This is a genomic window from Streptomyces pseudovenezuelae (assembly GCF_001513955.1).
GTDB lineage: Bacteria > Actinomycetota > Actinomycetes > Streptomycetales > Streptomycetaceae > Streptomyces > Streptomyces pseudovenezuelae.
This window is the reverse complement of sequence record NZ_KQ948153.1, coordinates 286,575-305,111: the sequence shown is the minus strand read 5'-3', so window position 1 is coordinate 305,111 and position 18,537 is coordinate 286,575. Positions and strand designations below refer to the sequence as shown.

Annotated in this window: 14 protein-coding genes; 6 read left to right on the top strand and 8 right to left on the bottom strand. The window is 71.4% G+C overall.

The window, feature by feature from the left end:
* Window position 1 precedes the first annotated feature (1 nt).
* Complete coding sequence (locus AQI94_RS38080; protein WP_062230198.1) at window positions 2-577, bottom strand: hypothetical protein; 576 nt, start codon at window positions 575-577, stop codon at window positions 2-4.
* A 131-nt stretch (window positions 578-708) separates the two neighbouring features.
* A complete protein-coding gene (locus AQI94_RS38075) occupies window positions 709-2,847 on the bottom strand; it encodes an N-6 DNA methylase (protein WP_031045059.1) in 2,139 nt (712 codons plus the stop codon).
* Between the two features lie 189 nt (window positions 2,848-3,036).
* Between AQI94_RS38075 and AQI94_RS38070 the strand changes: the two genes are divergently transcribed.
* On the top strand, window positions 3,037-3,231 hold the full coding sequence (locus AQI94_RS38070) for a hypothetical protein (protein WP_158806250.1): 195 nt from the start codon (window positions 3,037-3,039) through the stop codon (window positions 3,229-3,231).
* 71 nt (window positions 3,232-3,302) lie between these two features.
* A complete protein-coding gene (locus AQI94_RS38065; protein WP_031045052.1) occupies window positions 3,303-4,097 on the top strand; it encodes a hypothetical protein in 795 nt (264 codons plus the stop codon).
* A gap of 24 nt (window positions 4,098-4,121) precedes the next feature.
* Here AQI94_RS38065 and AQI94_RS38060 read toward each other — a convergent pair whose 3' ends face one another.
* A complete protein-coding gene (locus AQI94_RS38060) occupies window positions 4,122-4,865 on the bottom strand; it encodes a GNAT family N-acetyltransferase (RefSeq protein WP_031045049.1) in 744 nt (247 codons plus the stop codon).
* 71 nt (window positions 4,866-4,936) lie between these two features.
* Complete coding sequence (locus AQI94_RS38055) at window positions 4,937-5,659, bottom strand: HNH endonuclease family protein (protein ID WP_391272901.1); 723 nt, start codon at window positions 5,657-5,659, stop codon at window positions 4,937-4,939.
* A gap of 191 nt (window positions 5,660-5,850) precedes the next feature.
* Here AQI94_RS38055 and AQI94_RS38050 point away from each other — a divergent pair, with 191 nt between their 5' ends.
* The gene (locus AQI94_RS38050; protein WP_031045043.1) at window positions 5,851-6,036 is read left to right on the top strand and encodes an antitoxin; all 186 of its coding nucleotides are present in this window, start codon (window positions 5,851-5,853) and stop codon (window positions 6,034-6,036) included.
* Between the two features lie 90 nt (window positions 6,037-6,126).
* On the opposite strand, the gene AQI94_RS38045 is transcribed toward AQI94_RS38050, so the two are convergent.
* The 4 genes from AQI94_RS38045 to AQI94_RS38030 all read right to left on the bottom strand — a co-directional run bounded on the left by AQI94_RS38045 (window position 6,127) and on the right by AQI94_RS38030 (window position 13,941).
* Window positions 6,127-6,735, bottom strand: coding sequence for a nucleotidyltransferase family protein (locus AQI94_RS38045; RefSeq protein WP_031045040.1), 609 nt, complete (start codon window positions 6,733-6,735; stop codon window positions 6,127-6,129).
* A gap of 8 nt (window positions 6,736-6,743) precedes the next feature.
* Window positions 6,744-10,274, bottom strand: coding sequence for a transcription-repair coupling factor (gene mfd, locus AQI94_RS38040; RefSeq protein WP_031045037.1), 3,531 nt, complete (start codon window positions 10,272-10,274; stop codon window positions 6,744-6,746).
* 302 nt (window positions 10,275-10,576) lie between these two features.
* Window positions 10,577-13,156: an ABC transporter permease gene (locus AQI94_RS38035; RefSeq protein WP_031045034.1), complete on the bottom strand. Its 2,580-nt coding sequence runs from the start codon at window positions 13,154-13,156 to the stop codon at window positions 10,577-10,579.
* A complete protein-coding gene (locus AQI94_RS38030) occupies window positions 13,153-13,941 on the bottom strand; it encodes an ABC transporter ATP-binding protein (protein ID WP_031045031.1) in 789 nt (262 codons plus the stop codon). The genes AQI94_RS38035 and AQI94_RS38030 overlap by 4 nt, the downstream gene beginning before the upstream one ends.
* Before the next feature lie 415 nt (window positions 13,942-14,356).
* Between AQI94_RS38030 and AQI94_RS38025 the strand changes: the two genes are divergently transcribed.
* The 3 genes from AQI94_RS38025 (at window position 14,357) to AQI94_RS38015 (ending at window position 18,147) form a co-directional block, all read left to right on the top strand.
* Window positions 14,357-15,886, top strand: coding sequence for an MFS transporter (locus tag AQI94_RS38025; protein ID WP_031045026.1), 1,530 nt, complete (start codon window positions 14,357-14,359; stop codon window positions 15,884-15,886).
* 252 nt (window positions 15,887-16,138) lie between these two features.
* Complete coding sequence (locus AQI94_RS38020; protein WP_031045023.1) at window positions 16,139-16,543, top strand: DUF485 domain-containing protein; 405 nt, start codon at window positions 16,139-16,141, stop codon at window positions 16,541-16,543.
* A complete protein-coding gene (locus AQI94_RS38015) occupies window positions 16,540-18,147 on the top strand; it encodes a sodium/solute symporter (RefSeq protein WP_031045022.1) in 1,608 nt (535 codons plus the stop codon). The genes AQI94_RS38020 and AQI94_RS38015 overlap by 4 nt, the downstream gene beginning before the upstream one ends.
* Window positions 18,148-18,537 lie beyond the last annotated feature (390 nt).

The following is an 18,537-nucleotide window of genomic DNA, read 5'->3' as shown; positions in this document are numbered from 1 at the left end:
GTCACCTGCCGCTCTCGGTGCTGCCGCCGTCGTGCTTGCGCAGATAGTCGCTGAGCTCGTCGAGTTCGGCGCGCACCTGGTCGATGCGGGCGGGCGCGGGGCGCTGCGGGGGCGGGGGCGGGACGACGCCGGGGGCGGGGACCGTGGGCGGCGAGGGCTGCGGCGTGGACGTGTACGGCGGCGGTGCCGGCTGCGGGTAGCCGTAGCCGGTGTGGACGGTCGGGCCCTGGGGCGGCGGGAAGCCGGCGAACTGCCGCTGCTGGTGCACCCGGATGTCCATCACCAGGAAGTACACGCTGCTGAAGAGGCCGAGGAGCAGGACCAGCGACATGGCGACGTCGGTCCGGGGGTCGCTCTCCGGCAGTGCGCCGACCACCGCGAAGCACGCGATGGACATCGGAAGGCTCGCCCAGGCCAGCACCCAGTCGACCGACCGGCCGCGCAGGAAGGCGACCCGGAACAGCGGAGCGCAGGCGAGCAGGCCGCACGAGAGGAAGCCGGCGGCGGCGAGCAGCACGCGCAGGGTGATGACGGTGCCCGAGCTGCGGGCGGGCGGCACCGCGCCGTGGCCGTACATGAACGCTCCTGAACCGGGATTCGATGTGGGGTTCGAGCGTATAGGCCGATACCGACAACAGGTCACGGGTTGTACCGAACCGTTGTCGTCCTGATCAGTCGTCCTGATCAGTCGGGCTGCTCCCGGGCCGATCAGTCGGGCGCGACCGTTCCGTCGGTGAGCCCGTCGTACATGCCGCGCACGAGCTGTTCTCCGAGCCGGCCCGCGTGCCGGAGCGCCCGCTCGAACTCGTCGAGCGTGCGGAAGCGTTGGCCGTAGCGCCGTTGTTCGTCGAGCGGGAGCCGGGGCAACTGGAGCCTGCGCACGTCCAGGCGGGTCGCGGTGGAGGCGTAGCTGCTGGCCTGGCGGTTGTTGGCGGTGCCGCGCAGGAAGCCGGCGAGGAACCAGGCGTCCACCGCCGCCGGATCGGGGCGCAGCAGCACGAGGTTGCGGCCCAGGGCGGCTCCCGCGGTGGTCGTGTCGATCACGCGGGCCACCGAGCCGCCGCCGAGGACCGGTACGACGACGTCGCCCGGTGCGGTCAGTACGGCCTCCTCGTCGCTCTCGGGAAGTGTCCCGGAGGGCCCGGTGCCGGAGAGGACGTCGTGGTCGGTGAGCACGGGCACGCGTGCGTGGCCGCCGTTTCCCCCGGTGCGCAGCATCAGGGCGCCCCCGCGCGCGAGTTCGCCGATGGTGGTGAGCGGCCACCGCGCGGGGTGCGCGGTGTCGGCGCGCGGCGGGGTGAGGCCGGCGGTCAGGCGCAGGGTCTCCCCCAGCAGTTCGCGCACGGACGTGAGTTGTTCGCCGCCGTCGGCCGCCGCGGGGGGCGGCAGGTGGCGGGCGGGGGCGAGGTCCACGTCGTCGTCGAGGAGTTCGATGACGGGCAGCGCGCGGGCCAGGCCGGGCCGTTCGGTGAAGCGGCCGGGGCGTCCGAAGGCCTGCCAGGCGTCGAGGACGGCCTCGCGCACGGCCCGCCAGTCCGGTCCGCCGCGGCCCTCGCCGGCGAACTGGCCCACGTCGACGAGGAGCACCTCCGGCTGCGCGGGCGCCTTCTCCGGGCGGCGCAGCACCCACAGGTGCAGCGGGATGTTGTACGGCGGTGCCGCCCCGACCGGCAGGGCGATCACGGCGCGCAGGGCACCGCGGCGCAGCAGGTCGGCGCGGATACGGCGGCCGGAGCGGCGGGAGGCCGCGGCGGGCGGCATGAGCAGTACGCCGGCGCCGCCGTCCTTGAGGCGGGCGAGCGCGTGCTGGACCCAGGCGAGCTCGGACTCGGTGCGGGCCGGGAAGCCGTACTCCCAGCGGGGGTCGTAGGCGAGTTCGTCGTGGCCCCAGTTGCGCTCGTTGAACGGCGGGTGGCACAGGACGGCGTCGGCGCGCAGCTGCGGGTGGGCGTCGGCGCGCAGGGTGTCGCCGGTGGCGCCGCGCACGGTGGACCAGGTGTGCAGGGCGAGCCGGAGCGTGGTGAGGGCGGCGAGTTCGGGGGCGCTGTCCTGCGCGTGGAGCTTCTGGTCGGGGCGGGTGGCGGCGGCCCTCAGGAGGGCGCCGGTGCCGCAGGCCGGGTCGAGGACGGTGCGGGCGGGGCCGGCGAGGTCGGCCATGAGGCCGGCCAGGTCGGCGGGGGTGAGCGTGTACTGGCGCGGGTTGGCGTCCAGGTGCCGGCCGAGCAGGAACTCGAAGGTCTGGCGGGCTCCCAGCTCGGCCGCCAGCTCGGCGACGCCGCGGAGCAGGGGGACCGAGGGGAGGAGTTCGGTGCTGGTGGGGGTGTGAACGGCGGGGCGGGGGCTCGCCGGGGACGAACTGTGAACGGCGTTCACGGCAGTGGGCGGGTCGGCGGCGGGTGCGGGCGCCGGGCCCGGGGTGTTCACAGCCTGGGGGACGGGCTGGGCCGACTCCGGTCCGAAGCGCGGTGTGAACACCTCCCGCAGCGCTCCCGGCAGCATCTCCGCGAGGCGTTCGTCGGAACCGGCGCCCAGCTCCAGCCAGACCGGTGGACGGTCATGGATCAGCAGCAGGACGCAGCCCGCGTGGGTGAGTGCGGTGACCGGGCCGTCGGGATGGCCGGAGAGCTGCTGCCAGACGCGTTCCCGCAGGGGGACCTCGGCGAGTTTGCCCTGCTTGCGCAGCCAGGACTCGACTTCGGCGAGTGCGAAGGACGGGCTGGTCTCGGTGCCGCCGACGGGCCTGGGGAAGTCGGCGTGCCGGCGGCGCCAGTTGCTGACGGCCGCGCGGCCGACGCCGGCCATCCGCGCGATACCGGCGGCGGTCACCTCAGTCGCGTTGTCCTGCACCCGTCCGGCTCCCCTCGTCGTACCGCGCCAGCCCTGCGCCCCATGTGACGCCGAGCATACCGACGCATGCAAGATCTACCCCTTCACGGCCGTGTACACGAGAGGTCTTGTGAACTGTGTTGACTCGGTTCACAGGCTCTGGTCTTATTGACCCAGCGAACGGGAGACCGCCGACTGGCGGTGGTCGCCGTGTCGGAGGGGGACACCGCCATGGGCGTGAAGGGCAAGGTCGCGCTGGGCCCCGTCGCGGGAGTCGCCGTCATCGCAGTCGCACCGGCGAACGCCCGGGCCGACGGCGGCGACGGCGACGGCGACGGCACCTCCGACAACACCGGCAGCACCGGCACCTCCGACGGCACCGGCAAGGGCTCTTCAGCCGGCTGAGCCGGCCAGTCCCCACCCCGCGCCGCACCCCGCACCTCATCACCTCACCGCATCCCCACCAAGGACTCACCATGCGCCGTACCGCACTCGCCGCCCTCTGCATCGCCGCCGCGGCCACCGCAGGACTCACCGGCTGCCAGCCGGGCCAGGACAAGGCCGACAGCAGCACGACCGCGGCCGGCGCATCCGCCGAGTCGGGCACGCCGGCCGCGAAGAAGGAAGCCTTCGCCGGGCTGACCGGCGGAGAGATAGCCGGGCAGGCCACCAAGGCCACGACCGGCGCCTCCTCGCTGCGGATGAAGGGCGACATCCCCGACGACGAGAGCGGCGCGACCATCAGCCTCGACGTCCTGCTGAACAAGAAGGGCGAGTGCGCCGGCACCATCGGCATGGGCGGCAAGGGCAAGGCCGACCTGATCAAGACCGGTGACGTCGTCTACATGAAGTTCGACGAGGCGTTCCTGCGCGAGCAGAGCGAGGGAGAGTCGAAGGCGGACACCGACGCGGCCGTCGCCATGCTGGCCGGAAAGTGGACCAAGTCGAAGGCGACGGGCGAGGACGCCAAGGAGTTCGAGGACTTCTGCGACCTGGGCACGGTGCTCGACGGCGCCGACGGCGCCGACTCCGACGCGAGCCGCGGCAAGGCGGCCACCGTCGACGGGGTGCCGGCGATCACCTTGCACGAGAAGGACGGCAAGGAGCGCTACACGCTGTACGTCGCCACCGAGGGCAAGCCGTATCTGCTGCGGATCGACAGCACGGCCGGAGCGGACCAGGGCTCCGTCGCCTTCAGCGACTTCGACGAGCCGGTGCCGACGGGGAAGCCGTCCGGCGAGATCGTGGACCTCGACGCCCTGGGCGGCTGAACCACCGGGACGGACGCGGCACGCTCAAAGGGCGTGCCGCATCCACACGTTGGGCTCGACGTACACCGCGTACCCGCGCTCCGGCTCGCACCGCACCGGCACCAGCGCCCCCGGCACCTCGACATCGCCCCGGGTGTCGAAGGGCAGTCCGGTCCAGCGGCGCCACTGCTCCAGCGAGCCCGACACCGTCATGGAGGCGGGCGCCACGGCGTGCACCTCGGCACCGGCCCGTGCATGGACGCGCAGCCAGGGATCGTGCGGCAGACCGTCGGGGCGTACGCGAAAGGCGTACTCCTCGATGGGGGTGTGCGGTTCCAGGTGCTTGGCGCTGGGGCGGACGGGGGCGACGACCTCGCGGAAGCCGTGGGCACGGGCGTTCTCCCGCATCGCCGAGAGCATCCGGGCGGACAGGCCGTGGCCCTGCAGACGCGGATCGACGACGACCGAGATCGCGCTGACCGTGTCGGGCCGTACGCCGCGCCGCAGGTCGCCGAAGGCCCACCCCAGCACCTCGTCCCAGCCCCGGGCGGGCAGTTCACCGCGGTCCTCGGCGTGGAGGGCGAAGGGGACGCTGTGCGCGTGCGCGACGACCTCGCCCCGCTCGTCCTCGGCGAACAGGACGTACTCCGGGAGTTCACCGGAGATCCGTCCGTAGTGGGCGTTGCCCACCGGGTCCTCGGTCACGAACGCGGGCCAGCTGTCGGCCATGCCCAGCACGCGCTCACGCATCTCGGGACGCTCGGCGAGACTCGACACCTTCAGCTCCATGCGATCACCGTAGGCGCGGGCCCGCCCGTGGAAAAGCGCATTTCCCGCCCGTCACGAGACCGCGCGGACCCTCAGTCCGCGTGGAACCGCGGCGGTGCCGCCGTCGGATTGCCGCCCACCGGGAGCTTCTGGCCGGGACAGCCGGACAGGACCTTCTTCATCGCGGACTTCTCGGCGGCCGTGACCCACAGGGCGTACTTCTTCTTCACCGCGACCTGGGCGGCCACATAGGTGCACCGGTACGCCTTGTTCGGCGGCAGCCAGGTCGCCGTGTCACCGTCCCCCTTGGAACGGTTGGTGCTCGCGTCGACGGCGAGGAGGTTGAGGGGGTCGTTGGCCAGGGCTATCCGCTTGCCGGCGTCCCAGTACTTGGCACCCTTCTGCCAGGCGTCGGAGAGCGCGACCACGTGGTCGATGTCGACCTGACTGCGCCCGCGCCGGTAGGTGACGTCCTTGCCCGAGTACGGGTCCGACTCGAGCACGCCGTAGGACACCTTGCAGTGGCCGCCGCTGAACTTCACGTCCTCCAGGTCACGTTTGAGTATGTCGTCGCGGGTGTCGCAGTCGTTGGAGTCGGTGTCCGCCCACGCGGTGCCGAACCTCTCCCGCTCGTACCCCGTCTTGGGCGCCCGCCCCTTCACGGTGAGCGACTCGGCGGCGGTGAGCGCCGCGCCCGAACCGACCGCGCCCCCGGTCTCCTCGGGCCCGCCGGACCCCGTGGTCGTGTCCGCCTTGCACCCGGCCACGGCGAACACCAGCACGACGGCGGCCGCGGCCCCGCCCCTCAGACGCATCACGTGCGCCCCTCCCCTAGAACCCGGTCCGTCCCCGCAGGGAGCGCCTTCCCTCGTACGAGGTCTCGCACACCGTAGCGAGCGGGCGCACTGCGTCATTCAAGAGGTCCAGACCACAACCGGCCCAAGTGGGCATTGCCGGCATATCGGCCGTATCGTCGTTGCTGAGTCGTTTCTGGAAGGAGCTCTGGATGGGCATCTTCGACAGGTTCAAGAGCAACCGCCAGATGCAGGACAAGGCCAAGGACATGTCCGACATGGCGGAACGGAAGGCCAACGACAGGACGGGCAACAAGTACGAGAGCCAGGTCGACGACGCGCAGCAGAAGATCGAAGGGTCGCTCGGCATGGATCGCGACAGGCCCGAACAGCCGTAACGGCTCCCCCACCTCACGCCGGCGCCGCCCGCGCAGCTCCCTCGCGCGGGCGGCTTCGCGCTTCCCGGGTTCATACAGGCTCGGCGGGGGTCACGCCGACGGGTCGGCCGGCCACGGCAGCACCGTGAGCTGCGGCCATTCCTCCTTCCAGCGCGCGGCCTTGGCCTCGTAGACCGCCCGCGGAGCGAGCACCGGGTTGGGGCGGACGACGAGGTTGAACACGTCGGACAGCCCGTGGGGCGCGTAGACCCGCCACTGTCCGCCAGGCTCCGGCCGTACGCCCAGGCAGCACGTGGTCGCGGCGAAGCGGTCGATGGCGGACTCGGTGGAGTCGTGCGGCGGGCAGGGCACCCCGAACTTCCGCTCGTACCAGAGGTGCACCCTGGCCTCGTTGCGGATCTCCACCTCGGCCCGCAGATCGCCGAACAGCTCCTGGCCCGCCTTGATGACGGCGTCCTCGGCCTCCCAGGAGAGATCGGTGTCGTCGAAGTAGAAGACGTCGTAGTCCTTGATGCCCTGGGTCGCGGGTCTGCCGGTGACCACGTTCCACACGGTCTGGAACAGGCAGCCCGCCGTCACGTACCAGCCCGGCAGGTCCAGCGTCGCGGTCCTGGCCATCACCTCGGTCAGGATCTCGTTCCGGCCGAGCGTGGCACGGAACGCGTCGAGTTGTTCCGCGAGGGGGAGTCGTCCGGGCAGCAAACGCGTCACGACCCCAGGATCGACGTGAGGAACTCTCCCACCCAACCCAGCAACTCCCGCCCGACCAGCGGCTTCCCGCCCACCTTCGCCGTCTTCGGGCGCGGCACCAGCACCTGGTGCGCGGCCGGCTTGATGACGGTGCCCGGGTACAGGCGCTTGAGCCGCAGCTCCTGCGACTCCCGCAACTCCACCGGTGCGAAGCGGATGTTGGTGCCCTGGAGGACGATCTCGCCGACACCGCACGCGCGAGCGAGCATCCGAAGGCCCGCCACCAGCAGCAGGTTCTCCACCGGCTCGGGCAACTTGCCGTAGCGGTCGACGAGTTCCTCGCGTACGGCCTTCACGTCCTCCTCGGTGTTCACCGAGGCGATCGCCCGGTACGCCTGCAGGCGCAGCCGCTCGCCCGGCGCGTAGTCGTGCGGGACGTGCGCGTCGACCGGGAGCTCGATCTTGACCTCCAGCGGCGGCTCCTCCTCGACCCCGCCCTCCAGGGAGGCCCGGTAGTCCGCGACGGCCTCGCCGACCATGCGGACGTACAGGTCGAAGCCGACGCCCGCGATGTGCCCGGACTGCTCGCCGCCGAGGAGGTTTCCCGCGCCGCGGATCTCCAGGTCCTTCATCGCGACGTACATGCCCGCGCCCATCTCGGTGTGCTGGGCGATCGTCGCCAGGCGTTCGTGCGCCGTCTCCGTCAGCGGCTTCTCCGGGGGGTACAGGAAGTACGCGTAGCCCCGCTCGCGGCCACGGCCCACCCGGCCGCGCAGCTGGTGCAGCTGGGACAGGCCGAAGTTGTCGCCGCGCTCCACGATCAGCGTGTTCGCGTTGGAGATGTCGATGCCCGACTCGACGATCGTGGTCGACACGAGCACGTCGAACTTCTTCTCCCAGAAGTCGACGACGACCTGTTCGAGAGCCTGCTCCGACATCTGGCCGTGGGCGGTGGCGATGCGCGCCTCGGGGACGATCTCGCGCAGCCGCGCGGCCGCCCGGTCGATGGACTCGACCCGGTTGTGGATGTAGAAGACCTGGCCCTCGCGCAGCAGTTCACGGCGGATGGCCGCGCCGATCTGCTTCTCCTCGTACGGCCCGACGAAGGTGAGCACCGGGTGGCGCTCCTCCGGGGGCGTGGTGATCGTCGACATCTCGCGGATGCCGGTGACCGCCATCTCCAGGGTGCGCGGGATCGGGGTGGCGGACATGGTCAGCACGTCCACGTTGGCGCGGAGCTTCTTCAGCTGTTCCTTGTGCTCGACGCCGAAGCGCTGCTCCTCGTCGACGATGACCAGGCCGAGGTCCTTGAACTTGGTCTCCGAGGAGAACAGCCGGTGGGTGCCGATGACGACGTCCACCGAGCCCTCGCGCAGGCCCTCCAGGACGGCCTTCGCCTCGGTGTCGGTCTGGAAGCGGCTGAGCGCCTTCACGACGACCGGGAACTGCGAGTACCGCTCGCTGAACGTCCCGAAGTGCTGCTGCACCAGCAGGGTCGTCGGGACGAGGACGGCGACCTGCTTGCCGTCCTGGACGGCCTTGAAGGCGGCCCTGACCGCGATCTCCGTCTTGCCGTAACCGACGTCGCCGCAGACCAGGCGGTCCATGGGGACCGACTTCTCCATGTCCTCCTTGACCTCGGCGATGGTGGTGAGCTGGTCGGGCGTCTCCGCGTACGGGAAGGCGTCCTCCAGCTCCCGCTGCCAGGGGGTGTCCGGGCCGAAGGTGTGCCCGGGGGCCGCCATCCGCGCGCTGTACAGCTTGATCAGGTCGGCGGCGATCTCCTTGACGGCCTTCTTCGCGCGCGCCTTGGTCTTGGTCCAGTCGGCGCCGCCGAGCCGGTGCAGGGTGGGCGCCTCGCCGCCGACGTACTTGGTGATCTGCTCCAGCTGGTCGGTGGGGATGTAGAGCCGGTCGCCGGGCTGGCCGCGCTTGGCGGGGGCGTACTCGACGACGAGGTACTCGCGGGTGGCGCCCTGCACGGTGCGCTGGACCATCTCGATGTAGCGGCCCACGCCGTGCTGTTCGTGGACGATGTAGTCGCCCGCCTCCAGGGTGAGCGGGTCGATCGTCTTGCGGCGCCGGGCGGGCATCCGGGCGCCGTCCTTGCCGGCCGCCTTCTGCCCGGTCAGGTCGGTCTCGGTCAGGACCGCGAGTCTGAGCGCCGGGTCCACGAAGCCGTACTCGATCGAGCCGCACGCCACGTGCACGACGGACGGGCTCAGGGACGCGAGCTCGGCGTCGAGGCGGGCTGCGATGCCCTCGCCGCCGAGCACCTCGACGGTACGGGCGGCGGGGCCGTGCGCCTCGGTCACGAAGACCGCGCGCCAGCCGTCGGCGAGCCAGCCCTTGGTGTCGGCGAGCGCCTTGGCGGTGTCGCCGCGGTAGGTCTCGGGCGCGTGCATGCCGAGCTTGAGGGTGTCGGCCTCCAGTTCGAGGTCCGCCGCGAACGGCGACACGGACCACCACATCATGTCCAGCTCGCGCGCCCGGTCGCGGACGTCGGCGATGGACCACAGAGAGGCCGCGTCGACGTCGATGGGCGCTTCCCCGCCGCCCGCGGTGGCCGCCCAGGAGGCCTGGAGGAACTCCTGCGAGGTGGCCACGAGGTCGGAGGCGCGCGTGCGGACCCGCTCCGGATCGCACACGACGGCCATGGCGCCCTTGGGCAGCACGTCGATCAGCAGTTCCATGTCGTCGACGAGGACCGGGGCCAGGGACTCCATGCCCTCCACGGCGATCCCCTCGGCGATCCTGCCGAGCAGGTCGCCGAGCTCCGGGTGCTGTTCGGCGAGGGCACGCGCCCGCGCCCGTACGTCGTCGGTCAGGAGCAGTTCGCGGCAGGGCGGGGCCCACAGGCCGTGCTCGGCGACCTCCAGGGAGCGCTGGTCGGCGACCTTGAAGTAACGGATCTCCTCGATGTCGTCGCCCCAGAACTCGACGCGCAGGGGGTGTTCCTCGGTGGGCGGGAAGACGTCGAGGATGCCGCCGCGGACGGCGAACTCGCCGCGCTTCTCGACGAGCTCCACGCGCGCGTACGCGGCCGCTGCGAGGGCCTCCACGATCGTGTTCAGGTCCGCGGTCCGGCCCGTGCGCAGCGCCACCGGTTCCAGGTCGCCGAGGCCCTTGACCTGCGGCTGGAGCACGGAACGCACGGGCGCGACGACGACGGAGACCGGGCCGGTCTCGGGGTCGTCGGGGCGCGGGTGGGACAGGCGGCGCAGGACGGCGAGGCGGCGGCCGACGGTGTCGGAGCGGGGGCTGAGTCGCTCGTGCGGGAGGGTCTCCCAGGAGGGGTACTCCACGACCCCCTCCGAGGGGAGCAGGGAGCGCAGGGCGGCGGCCAGGTCCTCCGCCTCACGGCCCGTCGCCGTCACGGCGAGCACGGGACGGCCGGCCTCACGCGCGAGGGCGGCGATCGCGAAGGGGCGGGCCGCCGGGGGGCCGACCAGGTCGACGTGCATGCGGTTGCCGTCCTGGGCCGCCGTGATCGCTTCCGCGAGGGCGGGGTCCTTGACGACGGCGTCGAGCAGACCGTGCAGGCTCATTCTGGGCGGCTTTCGTCCGGGGGATTTCTGGGGGGTGGGCAACGCGAAGGGCCCGACACAACGAAGGGCCGGGGGGTCTCCAGCCTACGACGGCGTCGGCCCGGCCGCCGGAGCCTGTGGACAACCCCGCCTCACCCGCGGGTGCCCTGTGGACGGCGAAGAACCCGTGGACACCCCGGTGGACAGCCGCGAACCCGTGGACAGCGGAGAACCTGTGGACAGCCGAGAACCCGGCGCCGAGAAGTCCCCCGTGACTTCTCGGCGCCGGGCGTTCCCCCGCGTTCCCCCGTCCCCAGGGGCGGCTATTCGGTGGCGATCGCGTTCAGGACGTTCATCCGGCCCGCCCGGAACGCCGGGATCAGGGCGGCGAACAGGCCCACGAAGGCCGAGCCGATGAAGACCGCGATGATCGTCGGCCAGGGGATCTCCAGGACCTTCAGGCCCTGCAGGGCGAGGAGCTTCTGGGCGGTCGCGCCCCAGCCCATGCCCAGGCCCAGCCCCAGCAGTGCGCCGAAGAGGGCGATCACCACCGACTCCATGCGGATCATCCGCCGCAGCTGGCGCCGCGAGAGGCCGATGGCCCTCATGAGGCCGATCTCCCGGGTCCGCTCGACCACCGAGAGCGCCAGGGTGTTCACGACACCCAGGATCGCGACGATGATCGCGAGGGCCAGCAGGCCGTAGATCATGTTCAGGAGCTGGCCGATCTGGTCCTTGAAGGCTTCCTTGTAGTCGGTCTGGTCGCGCACGGTGTACTGCGGGTAGTCGTGCAGCGCCGACTTCAGGGACGTGTACGCGGCGTCCTGCTGACCGTCCTTGGCGTTGGCGAAGACCAGCTGGTCGAGGGGCATCTTGTCGGCCGGCACGTACTTCGCGAGCGTGGCGATCGAGATGTACTTGGAGCCGGCGTCGATGACGACGTCACTGCTGGTGATCGCCCGGACCGTCAGCTCGGCGGTCGCGCCGTCCTTGAAGGCGACCTTGATCTTCGAGCCCAGGTGGACGCCGTGCGCCTTGGCGAACTTCTCGTGCACGGACATCGAGTCGGGCTTGTAGGCGTCGGCGAGTTCGCCCGCCACCGTCTTGGTCCGCAGGTCGGTCGCGTACGTCGGGTCGGCCGCCGTGATGTCGGTGTCCTTGAGCGTCTTGCCGTCGGGGGTCGTGTAGTCGGCCTGCGCGGTCTTGTACTCGGTGACGTGCGCCAGGCCCGGCGTGTCCTTCACGGCCTTCACCGCGGCCGGGGTGACCAGCTGCCCGCTGTCGGACTGGATGATGAAGTCCGTGCCGACCGTCTTGTCGAGCTCGTCCGTCGCCGAGGCGACCATGGACGAGCCGACGACCGCCAGACAGGCCACCAGTGCGAGGCCGATCATCAGGGCGGCGCCCGTGGCACCGGTACGGCGCGGGTTGCGCAGGGCGTTGCGCTCGGCCAGGCGGCCGATCGGACCGAACATCCTGAGGACGAGCGCGCCCAGGACACGCACCACCCCGCCGGCGAGCAGCGGTCCGATGACGACGAAGCCGATCAGGGAGAGCACCACGCCGATGCCGAGCCACAGCGAGCCCTCCTTGGCCTTGTCGGCCGCGGAGGCAAGGTAGAGCGCGTAACCGCCTCCGGCGGTCAGCACCGTGCCCAGCAGGGCCCGTACGCGGCCCGCCCTGGCGTCGGCCGGGGCGCCCGCGTCGCGCAGGGCGGCCATCGGGGAGACCTTGCCTGCGCGGCGGGCCGGCAGCCAGGCGGCGAGCACGGTGACGACCACGCCGAGGAGCAGGCCGACCACGGGGGTCGTCCAGGCGATGGTCAGGTCGCTGGTCGACAGGTGGATGCCCAGGGAGCCCATGAGTTTCATCAGCCCGACCGCGAGCCCGACGCCCGCGCCGACCCCCAGCACCGACCCGAACACGCCCAGGAGCAGCGCCTCGACCAGCACGGACCGGTTGACCTGTCCGCGCGAGGAGCCGACGGCCCGCATCAGGCCGATCTCCCTCGTCCGCTGCGCGACCAGCATCGAGAAGGTGTTGATGATCAGGAAGATGCCGACGAGGAAGGCGATCCCGGCGAAGCCGAGCATCGCGTACTTCATGACGTTCATGAAGCCCTCGACGTCCTTCTGGTTGGCGTCGGCGGTCTCCTTGGCCGTCTGCACCTTGTAGCCGCCGCCGACCTCGGCCGCGACGTTCTTCTTCAGCTGCGCGTCGGTGACCCCGGAGGCGGCGGTGACGTTGACGTTCGTGAACACGCCCGTCCTGCCGACCAGCGTCTGCTGGGCCGTCTTGGTGTCCAGGTAGAAGATCGCGGCACCGGGGTTGGTGACCTGGAAGGCCGCGATCCCGGAGATCCTCGCGGTGTGCGTGCCGACCGCGCTGATCACGCCGATCTCGTCACCGAGCTTGAGGTGGTGCTTGTCGGCGGTGTCCTTGTCGACCATGACCTGGCCGGAGTTCTTCGGCGCCGCACCGGAGGTCACCTTCATGGTGCGGGCGTCGTTGCCGTTCCAGCTGCCGACGATGGTCGGGCCGCCGCCGGACGGCGAGAGGCTGTCCTTGTCGGCGTCCACGACGGTCACCGAGGTCGAGAAGACGGTCCCCTCCGCCGTCTTCACGCCCTGCGCCTTGCGCACCTCGCCGACCACGGCGGCCGGCATGACCGGCGGCCTGCCGTTGTCGGAGGTCGTCTCGCCGCTGTCGGAGGCGCCCTTGGCGCTCACCGTCACGTCCGAGGAGGTCGCCGCGAACAGCTTGTCGAAGGTGGTGGACATCGTGTCCGTGAACACCAGCGTCCCGCAGACGAAGGCGACCGACAGCAGGACGGCGACGGCCGACAGGGCCATGCGTCCCTTGTGCGCGAAGAAGTTGCGCATCGAGGTCTTCATGACGGTCATGACGTGCGCCCCCGGGCGTCGAAGTCCTTCATGCGGTCCAGGACGGCCTCCGCGGTCGGCTTGTACATCTCGTCGACGATCCGGCCGTCGGCGAGGTACAGCACGCGGTCCGCGTACGAGGCGGCCACCGGGTCGTGCGTGACCATGACGATGGTCTGCCCGAGCTCGTCGACGGAACGGCGCAGGAAGCCCAGCACCTCGGCACCCGCGCGCGAGTCGAGGTTTCCGGTCGGCTCGTCACCGAAGATGATCTCGGGCCGGGCGGCCAGGGCGCGGGCCACGGCGACCCGCTGCTGCTGTCCGCCGGAGAGCTGGGTGGGCCGGTGCCGGAGCCGGTCGGAAAGTCCCACGGTGTCCACCACCCGCGCGAGCCACTGCTTGTCGGGCTTACGTCCGGCGATGTCCATCGGCAGCGTGATGTTCTCGAGCGCGTTGAGCGTCGGAAGCAGGTTGAACGCCTGGAAGATGAACCCGACCCGGTCGCGCCGCAGCTGCGTGAGCTTCTTGTCCTTCAGGCCGGTGATCTCGGTGTCGTCGAGGTAGATCTGACCGCTGGTCACGGTGTCCAGTCCGGCGAGGCAGTGCATGAGGGTGGACTTGCCGGACCCCGAGGGGCCCATGATCGCGGTGAACTGTCCGCGAGCGATGTCCACGTCCACATGGTCGAGGGCGACGACCCGGGTCTCCCCGGACCCGTACGCCTTGACGACCTGCCGCGCTCGCGCGGCAACGGCCGTACGCCCTCCAGTGCCCCCGTGCCTGGTGATGGTCACAGCCGATGTCACGGTATGTCTCCTATATCGGTCAGTCAGTGAGCCGCCGGGACCGCCCGGCGTTCGGTAAGTGCCTGGTGCGTGTGCTGGGTACGGCGTTCAGTCTGGTGCCGCGGGACGGTCCGGCGCGCTGGTGCTCAGCACCCTCTTCTACGGGGGAAAACCCCACCCCCGTCGATCCGGCCGCCCCTCCCCCACCGCTCCCCAGCGGCGTAAAGCCAGGTTAAGGAGGGCCCCTGGCCCTTCTCCTCCTCCGGCGGTACGAACCCTCCCCCAGCCGTAGTGCGGAGGTACCCCTAGGGGCAGTCCACCGCCGGGTGGAGGCGATCTAGGGGTCGGCTCCACCCTCCTGCCCACCGGCGAACCACCGGGACCGCACCCTGCCGCCCCATGAGGGGCGAGTGGGAGAGTGGTCGCCGGCAGATAGATGCAGGGGGAAGGAATCCGCGTGGACGACACCAGGCCGTCGGTTCGGGAGTCCGCGCAGCACGTGTCGGCGAACCGGCGCGGGGCGGTCGTGGCGGCCCTGATGCTCGCGATGGCGCTCGCGGCCCTGGACTCCACCATCGTCTCCACGGCGGTCCCGCAGATCGTCGGCGACCTGGGCGGCTTCTCCGTCTTCTCCTGGCTGTTCTCCGGCTATCTGCTGGCCGTGACCGTGACCTTGCCGGTGTACGGCAAGCTGTCCGACACCTTCGGGCGCAAGCCGGTGCTGATCGCGGGCGCGGCGGTGTTCCTGCTCGGCTCGCTGCTGTGCGCGGTGGCGTGGAACATGGGGGCGCTGATCGCGTTCCGGATCGTCCAGGGGCTCGGCGGCGGCGCCCTGCAGGGCACGGTCCAGACGCTCGCCGCCGACCTGTACCCGCTGGAGGAACGCCCGAAGATCCAGGCCAAACTGTCCACCGTGTGGGCGGTGGCGGCGGTCGCGGGTCCGGGCATCGGCGGGGTGCTCGCGGCGTACGCGGACTGGCGGTGGATCTTCCTGGTCAATCTGCCGATCGGCGCGGTGGCGCTGTGGCTGATCGTCCGTCATCTGCACGAGCCGCAGCGCTCGGCCCGCGACACGACGGCCACGCGTACGCGTGTCGACTGGGCGGGCGCGCTCGCGGTGTTCGCGTGCGGGGGCGTGCTGCTGACCGCGCTCGTGCAGGGCGGGGTGGCGTGGCCGTGGCTGTCGTGGCCGTCACTGGGCCTGTTCGGCGCGGGACTCGCCCTGGTGGCCGCCGTGGTCCTGATCGAACGCCGGGCGGCCGAGCCGATCATCCCCGGCTGGGTCTGGCGCCGCCGCACGATCGCCGCGGTGAACCTGGCCCTCGGCGCCCTGGGACTCCTCATGGTCGCCCCCACGGTCTTCCTGCCGACGTACGCCCAGTCGGTGCTCGGCCTCGCCCCGGTCACCGCCGGATTCGTGCTGTCCGTATGGACGCTCACCTGGCCGGTGTCGGCGGCGCTGAGCCAGCACGTGTACCGGCGCATCGGCTTCCGCAACACCGCGATGCTGGGCATCGGTACGGCCACCCTGGTCCTGTTCGCCTTCCCCTTCCTCCCCTACCCGGGCGCGGCCTGGCAGCCGACCCTGCTGATGCTGCTCCTGGGCGGCGCGCTGGGCCTGTTCCAGCTCCCCCTGATCGTCGGAGTCCAGTCGACGGTGGGCTGGGCGGAACGCGGCACGACGACGGCCTCCGTCCTGTTCTGCCGCCAGACCGGCCAGACGGTGGGCGCGGCGGTCTTCGGCGCGGTCGCGAACGGAGTACTGGCGAGCCGGCTGGGCGGCGCGGGCGATCTGGACTCCGTCACGCGCGCCCTGGACGCCGGCACGGCCCCGGAGGCGACCCGCGCGGCCATCGCGGACGCGGTGCACGCGGTGTACGTGGGCGCGGGCTGCGCGGCGGCCCTGGCGTTCGCGGTGCTGCTGGTGCTGGCGCCCCGGCGCTTCCCGGTGCTCAAGGAGCAGTGACCGGGCCGCCCGGCCGGCGCCCCCGGGCACCCCGAGTGAGGGTCCGAGCACACTCCGGCGCGTCCAAAAGTCTGAGTTAACCGGGGTAACACCGCAGGTCAGCGAAGTAAGCGCATACCGACCAATCAGTTTGTCGAAAGGGCTGTGCAATTCCGAACCGGCGAGTAACGTGCGGGGCTCCGCTCCCCCCTCCACCCCCCAGAACTCCCTGCGGTCCGCCGCGCCGGGCCCGAGCCACGCAAGGAGCACGGGATGTCTTACGACCCGTCACAGCCGTACCCCACCTACCCCTGGCAGCCCCCCGCCCCACCGCCCGCGCCCCCGCACCCCGCGCGCCACCGCTCCCCGCTCGGCCACCACAGCGACCTGCGGATCCTGCGCAGCGCCTACCGCTGGCAGCGGCGCACCGCCACGCTCACCGCGCTCGGCTACTTCACGTTCTTCCTCGTCCTGTCCGCGTACGCGCCGTCCTTCATGGCGAGCAGCCTCACCGAGGGACTGCCCACCGGACTGGTCCTCGCCCTGCTCCAACTGCCCGTCACCTGGCTGGCGATCGCCGTGTACGAGCACACCGCGCGCCGCTACGTCGACCCGCTCGCGGACCGCATCCGCAAGCAGTCCGAGGTGGACGCCAGGCGAGAGGCGGCCGCGCGATGACCGGCTTCAGCGACTCCGCGCAGGCGATGAGCCTGGTGGCGTTCTCCGCCGTCGCCACCATCACCCTCCTGCTGTGCGTGATGACCGGCCCGGACGGCGACGACCTCGACGAGTTCTACACCGGCTACAGCTCCTTGTCCGCCATGCGCAACGGCCTCGCCATCGCGGGCGACTACATCTCCGCCGCGACCGTGCTCGGCACGGGCGGGGTGATCGCCCTGTGCGGCTACGACGGCATCGTCCTCGCGCTCAGCACGGCCCTGTCGTTGATGCTGCTGATGTTCCTGCTGGCCGAACCCCTGCGCAACGCGGGCCGGTTCACCATGGGGGACGCGCTCGCGCGCCGGATGCCGGGACGTGCGGTACGCGTCGCCGCGTGCCTGGTCACCCTCGCCGCGCTGCTGCCGCTGATGCTGGTGCAGCTCGCCGGCGCCGGCCAACTGCTGGCGTTCATCCTGGGGTTCACCGGCGACTCCCTGAAGACCGGGTTCATCATCGGCCTGGGCATCCTGATGATCAGCTACGCGGCCATCGGCGGCATGAAGGGCACCGCCCTCATCCAGATCCTGAAGATCGTCATGCTCCTGGGATCGGGCGCAGTGGTCGCCGTACTGGTCATGAACCGCTTCGACTGGAACCCCGCAGCCCTCTTCGACACGGCGGCCCGGCAGAGCGGGGTGGGGAACTCCTTCCTGCAGTCCGGGCTGGAGTTCGCGGGCGGGCCGTATCCGCGCGTCGACATGATCACCTCTCAGCTCGCGGTCGTCATCGGCGGGGCGTGTCTGCCGCACGTCACGATGCGCATGTACACCGCGTCCAGCGCCCGCCAGGTACGGCGTTCGATGTCCTGGGCGGTCTCGGCGGTCGCCGTGTTCGTCCTGGTCATCACGGTCGTCGGGGTCGGCGCGACGGCGATGATCGGGCGGACGGTGATCGCGGAGGCGGATCCGCAGGGCAACACGGCGTATCTGCTGGGCTCCCGGGCGGTGTTCGGACCTGATGTGTCGACCGGTGAGACGTTTCTGTTCACGACGGTCACCACCGCGCTCTTCCTCACCCTGCTCGCCTCCGTCGCCGGCATGATCCTCGCCTGCGCCAACTCCCTCGCCCACGACGTGTTCGCGGCACGGGCCCGCTCGATGCCGCCGCAGCGCGAGATCCTGCTGGCCCGGGTGTCCGCGCTGGCGGTAGGCGTCCCCACGATCTTCCTCGCGACGCTCATCCAGCACCGCAGCCTTCAGCCGCTGGTCATCCTGTCCTTCTGCGTCGGCGCGTCCGCGCTGGCCCCTGCGCTCGTCTACACCCTGTTCTGGCGGCGCTACACCCGCACGGGCCTGCTCTGCACGCTGCTCGGCGGCACGCTCACGGTGCTGGCGCTGATGCCGGGCACGAACCTCGTCTCCGGGTCACCCGTGTCCGCCTTCCCCGAGGCCGACTTCAACTGGCTGCCGTTCACCACGACCGGCCTGGTGTCCATCCCGGCGGGCTTCCTCTTCGGATGGCTCGGAACGATCGCCTCGGGCCGCCGCCGATCCGAGGAACAGCGCAAGCAGTACGAGGCCGTGGAGGGCTGGATCCTGGCGGGCGCGGTGCGGAGGGGGTGACACCGGGGGGCCGGGGCGGCAGGGGTGTGCCCGAGGTGGGCGGTGAGCCCGGGGAGGGCAAGGGTGAGCCCGGGTGGGGCCGTGGGCAGAGGTTGCGTGTGGGTCTTGGGCAGAGGCTCCGGGCAGGGCCTTGGACGGGCTCCGGGCGAGGCCCTGGACAAGCGATCCGCGCAGGGCGTCGGTCGGGCACTCCGGGCAGGACCCTGAGCGAGGGCTCTGGACCGAGCCTGAGGCAGGCACTGCGGGCGAGGCCTTGGACAGGCGATCCGCGCACAGCGCCGGGGCCGTGGGCAGAGGCTCTGGTGGGTCTTGGACGGGGCTCCGGGCGAGGCCTTGGACGAGTGCTCCGCGCAGAGCCTCGGTCAGGGGCTCCAGGCAGGGCCCTGAGGG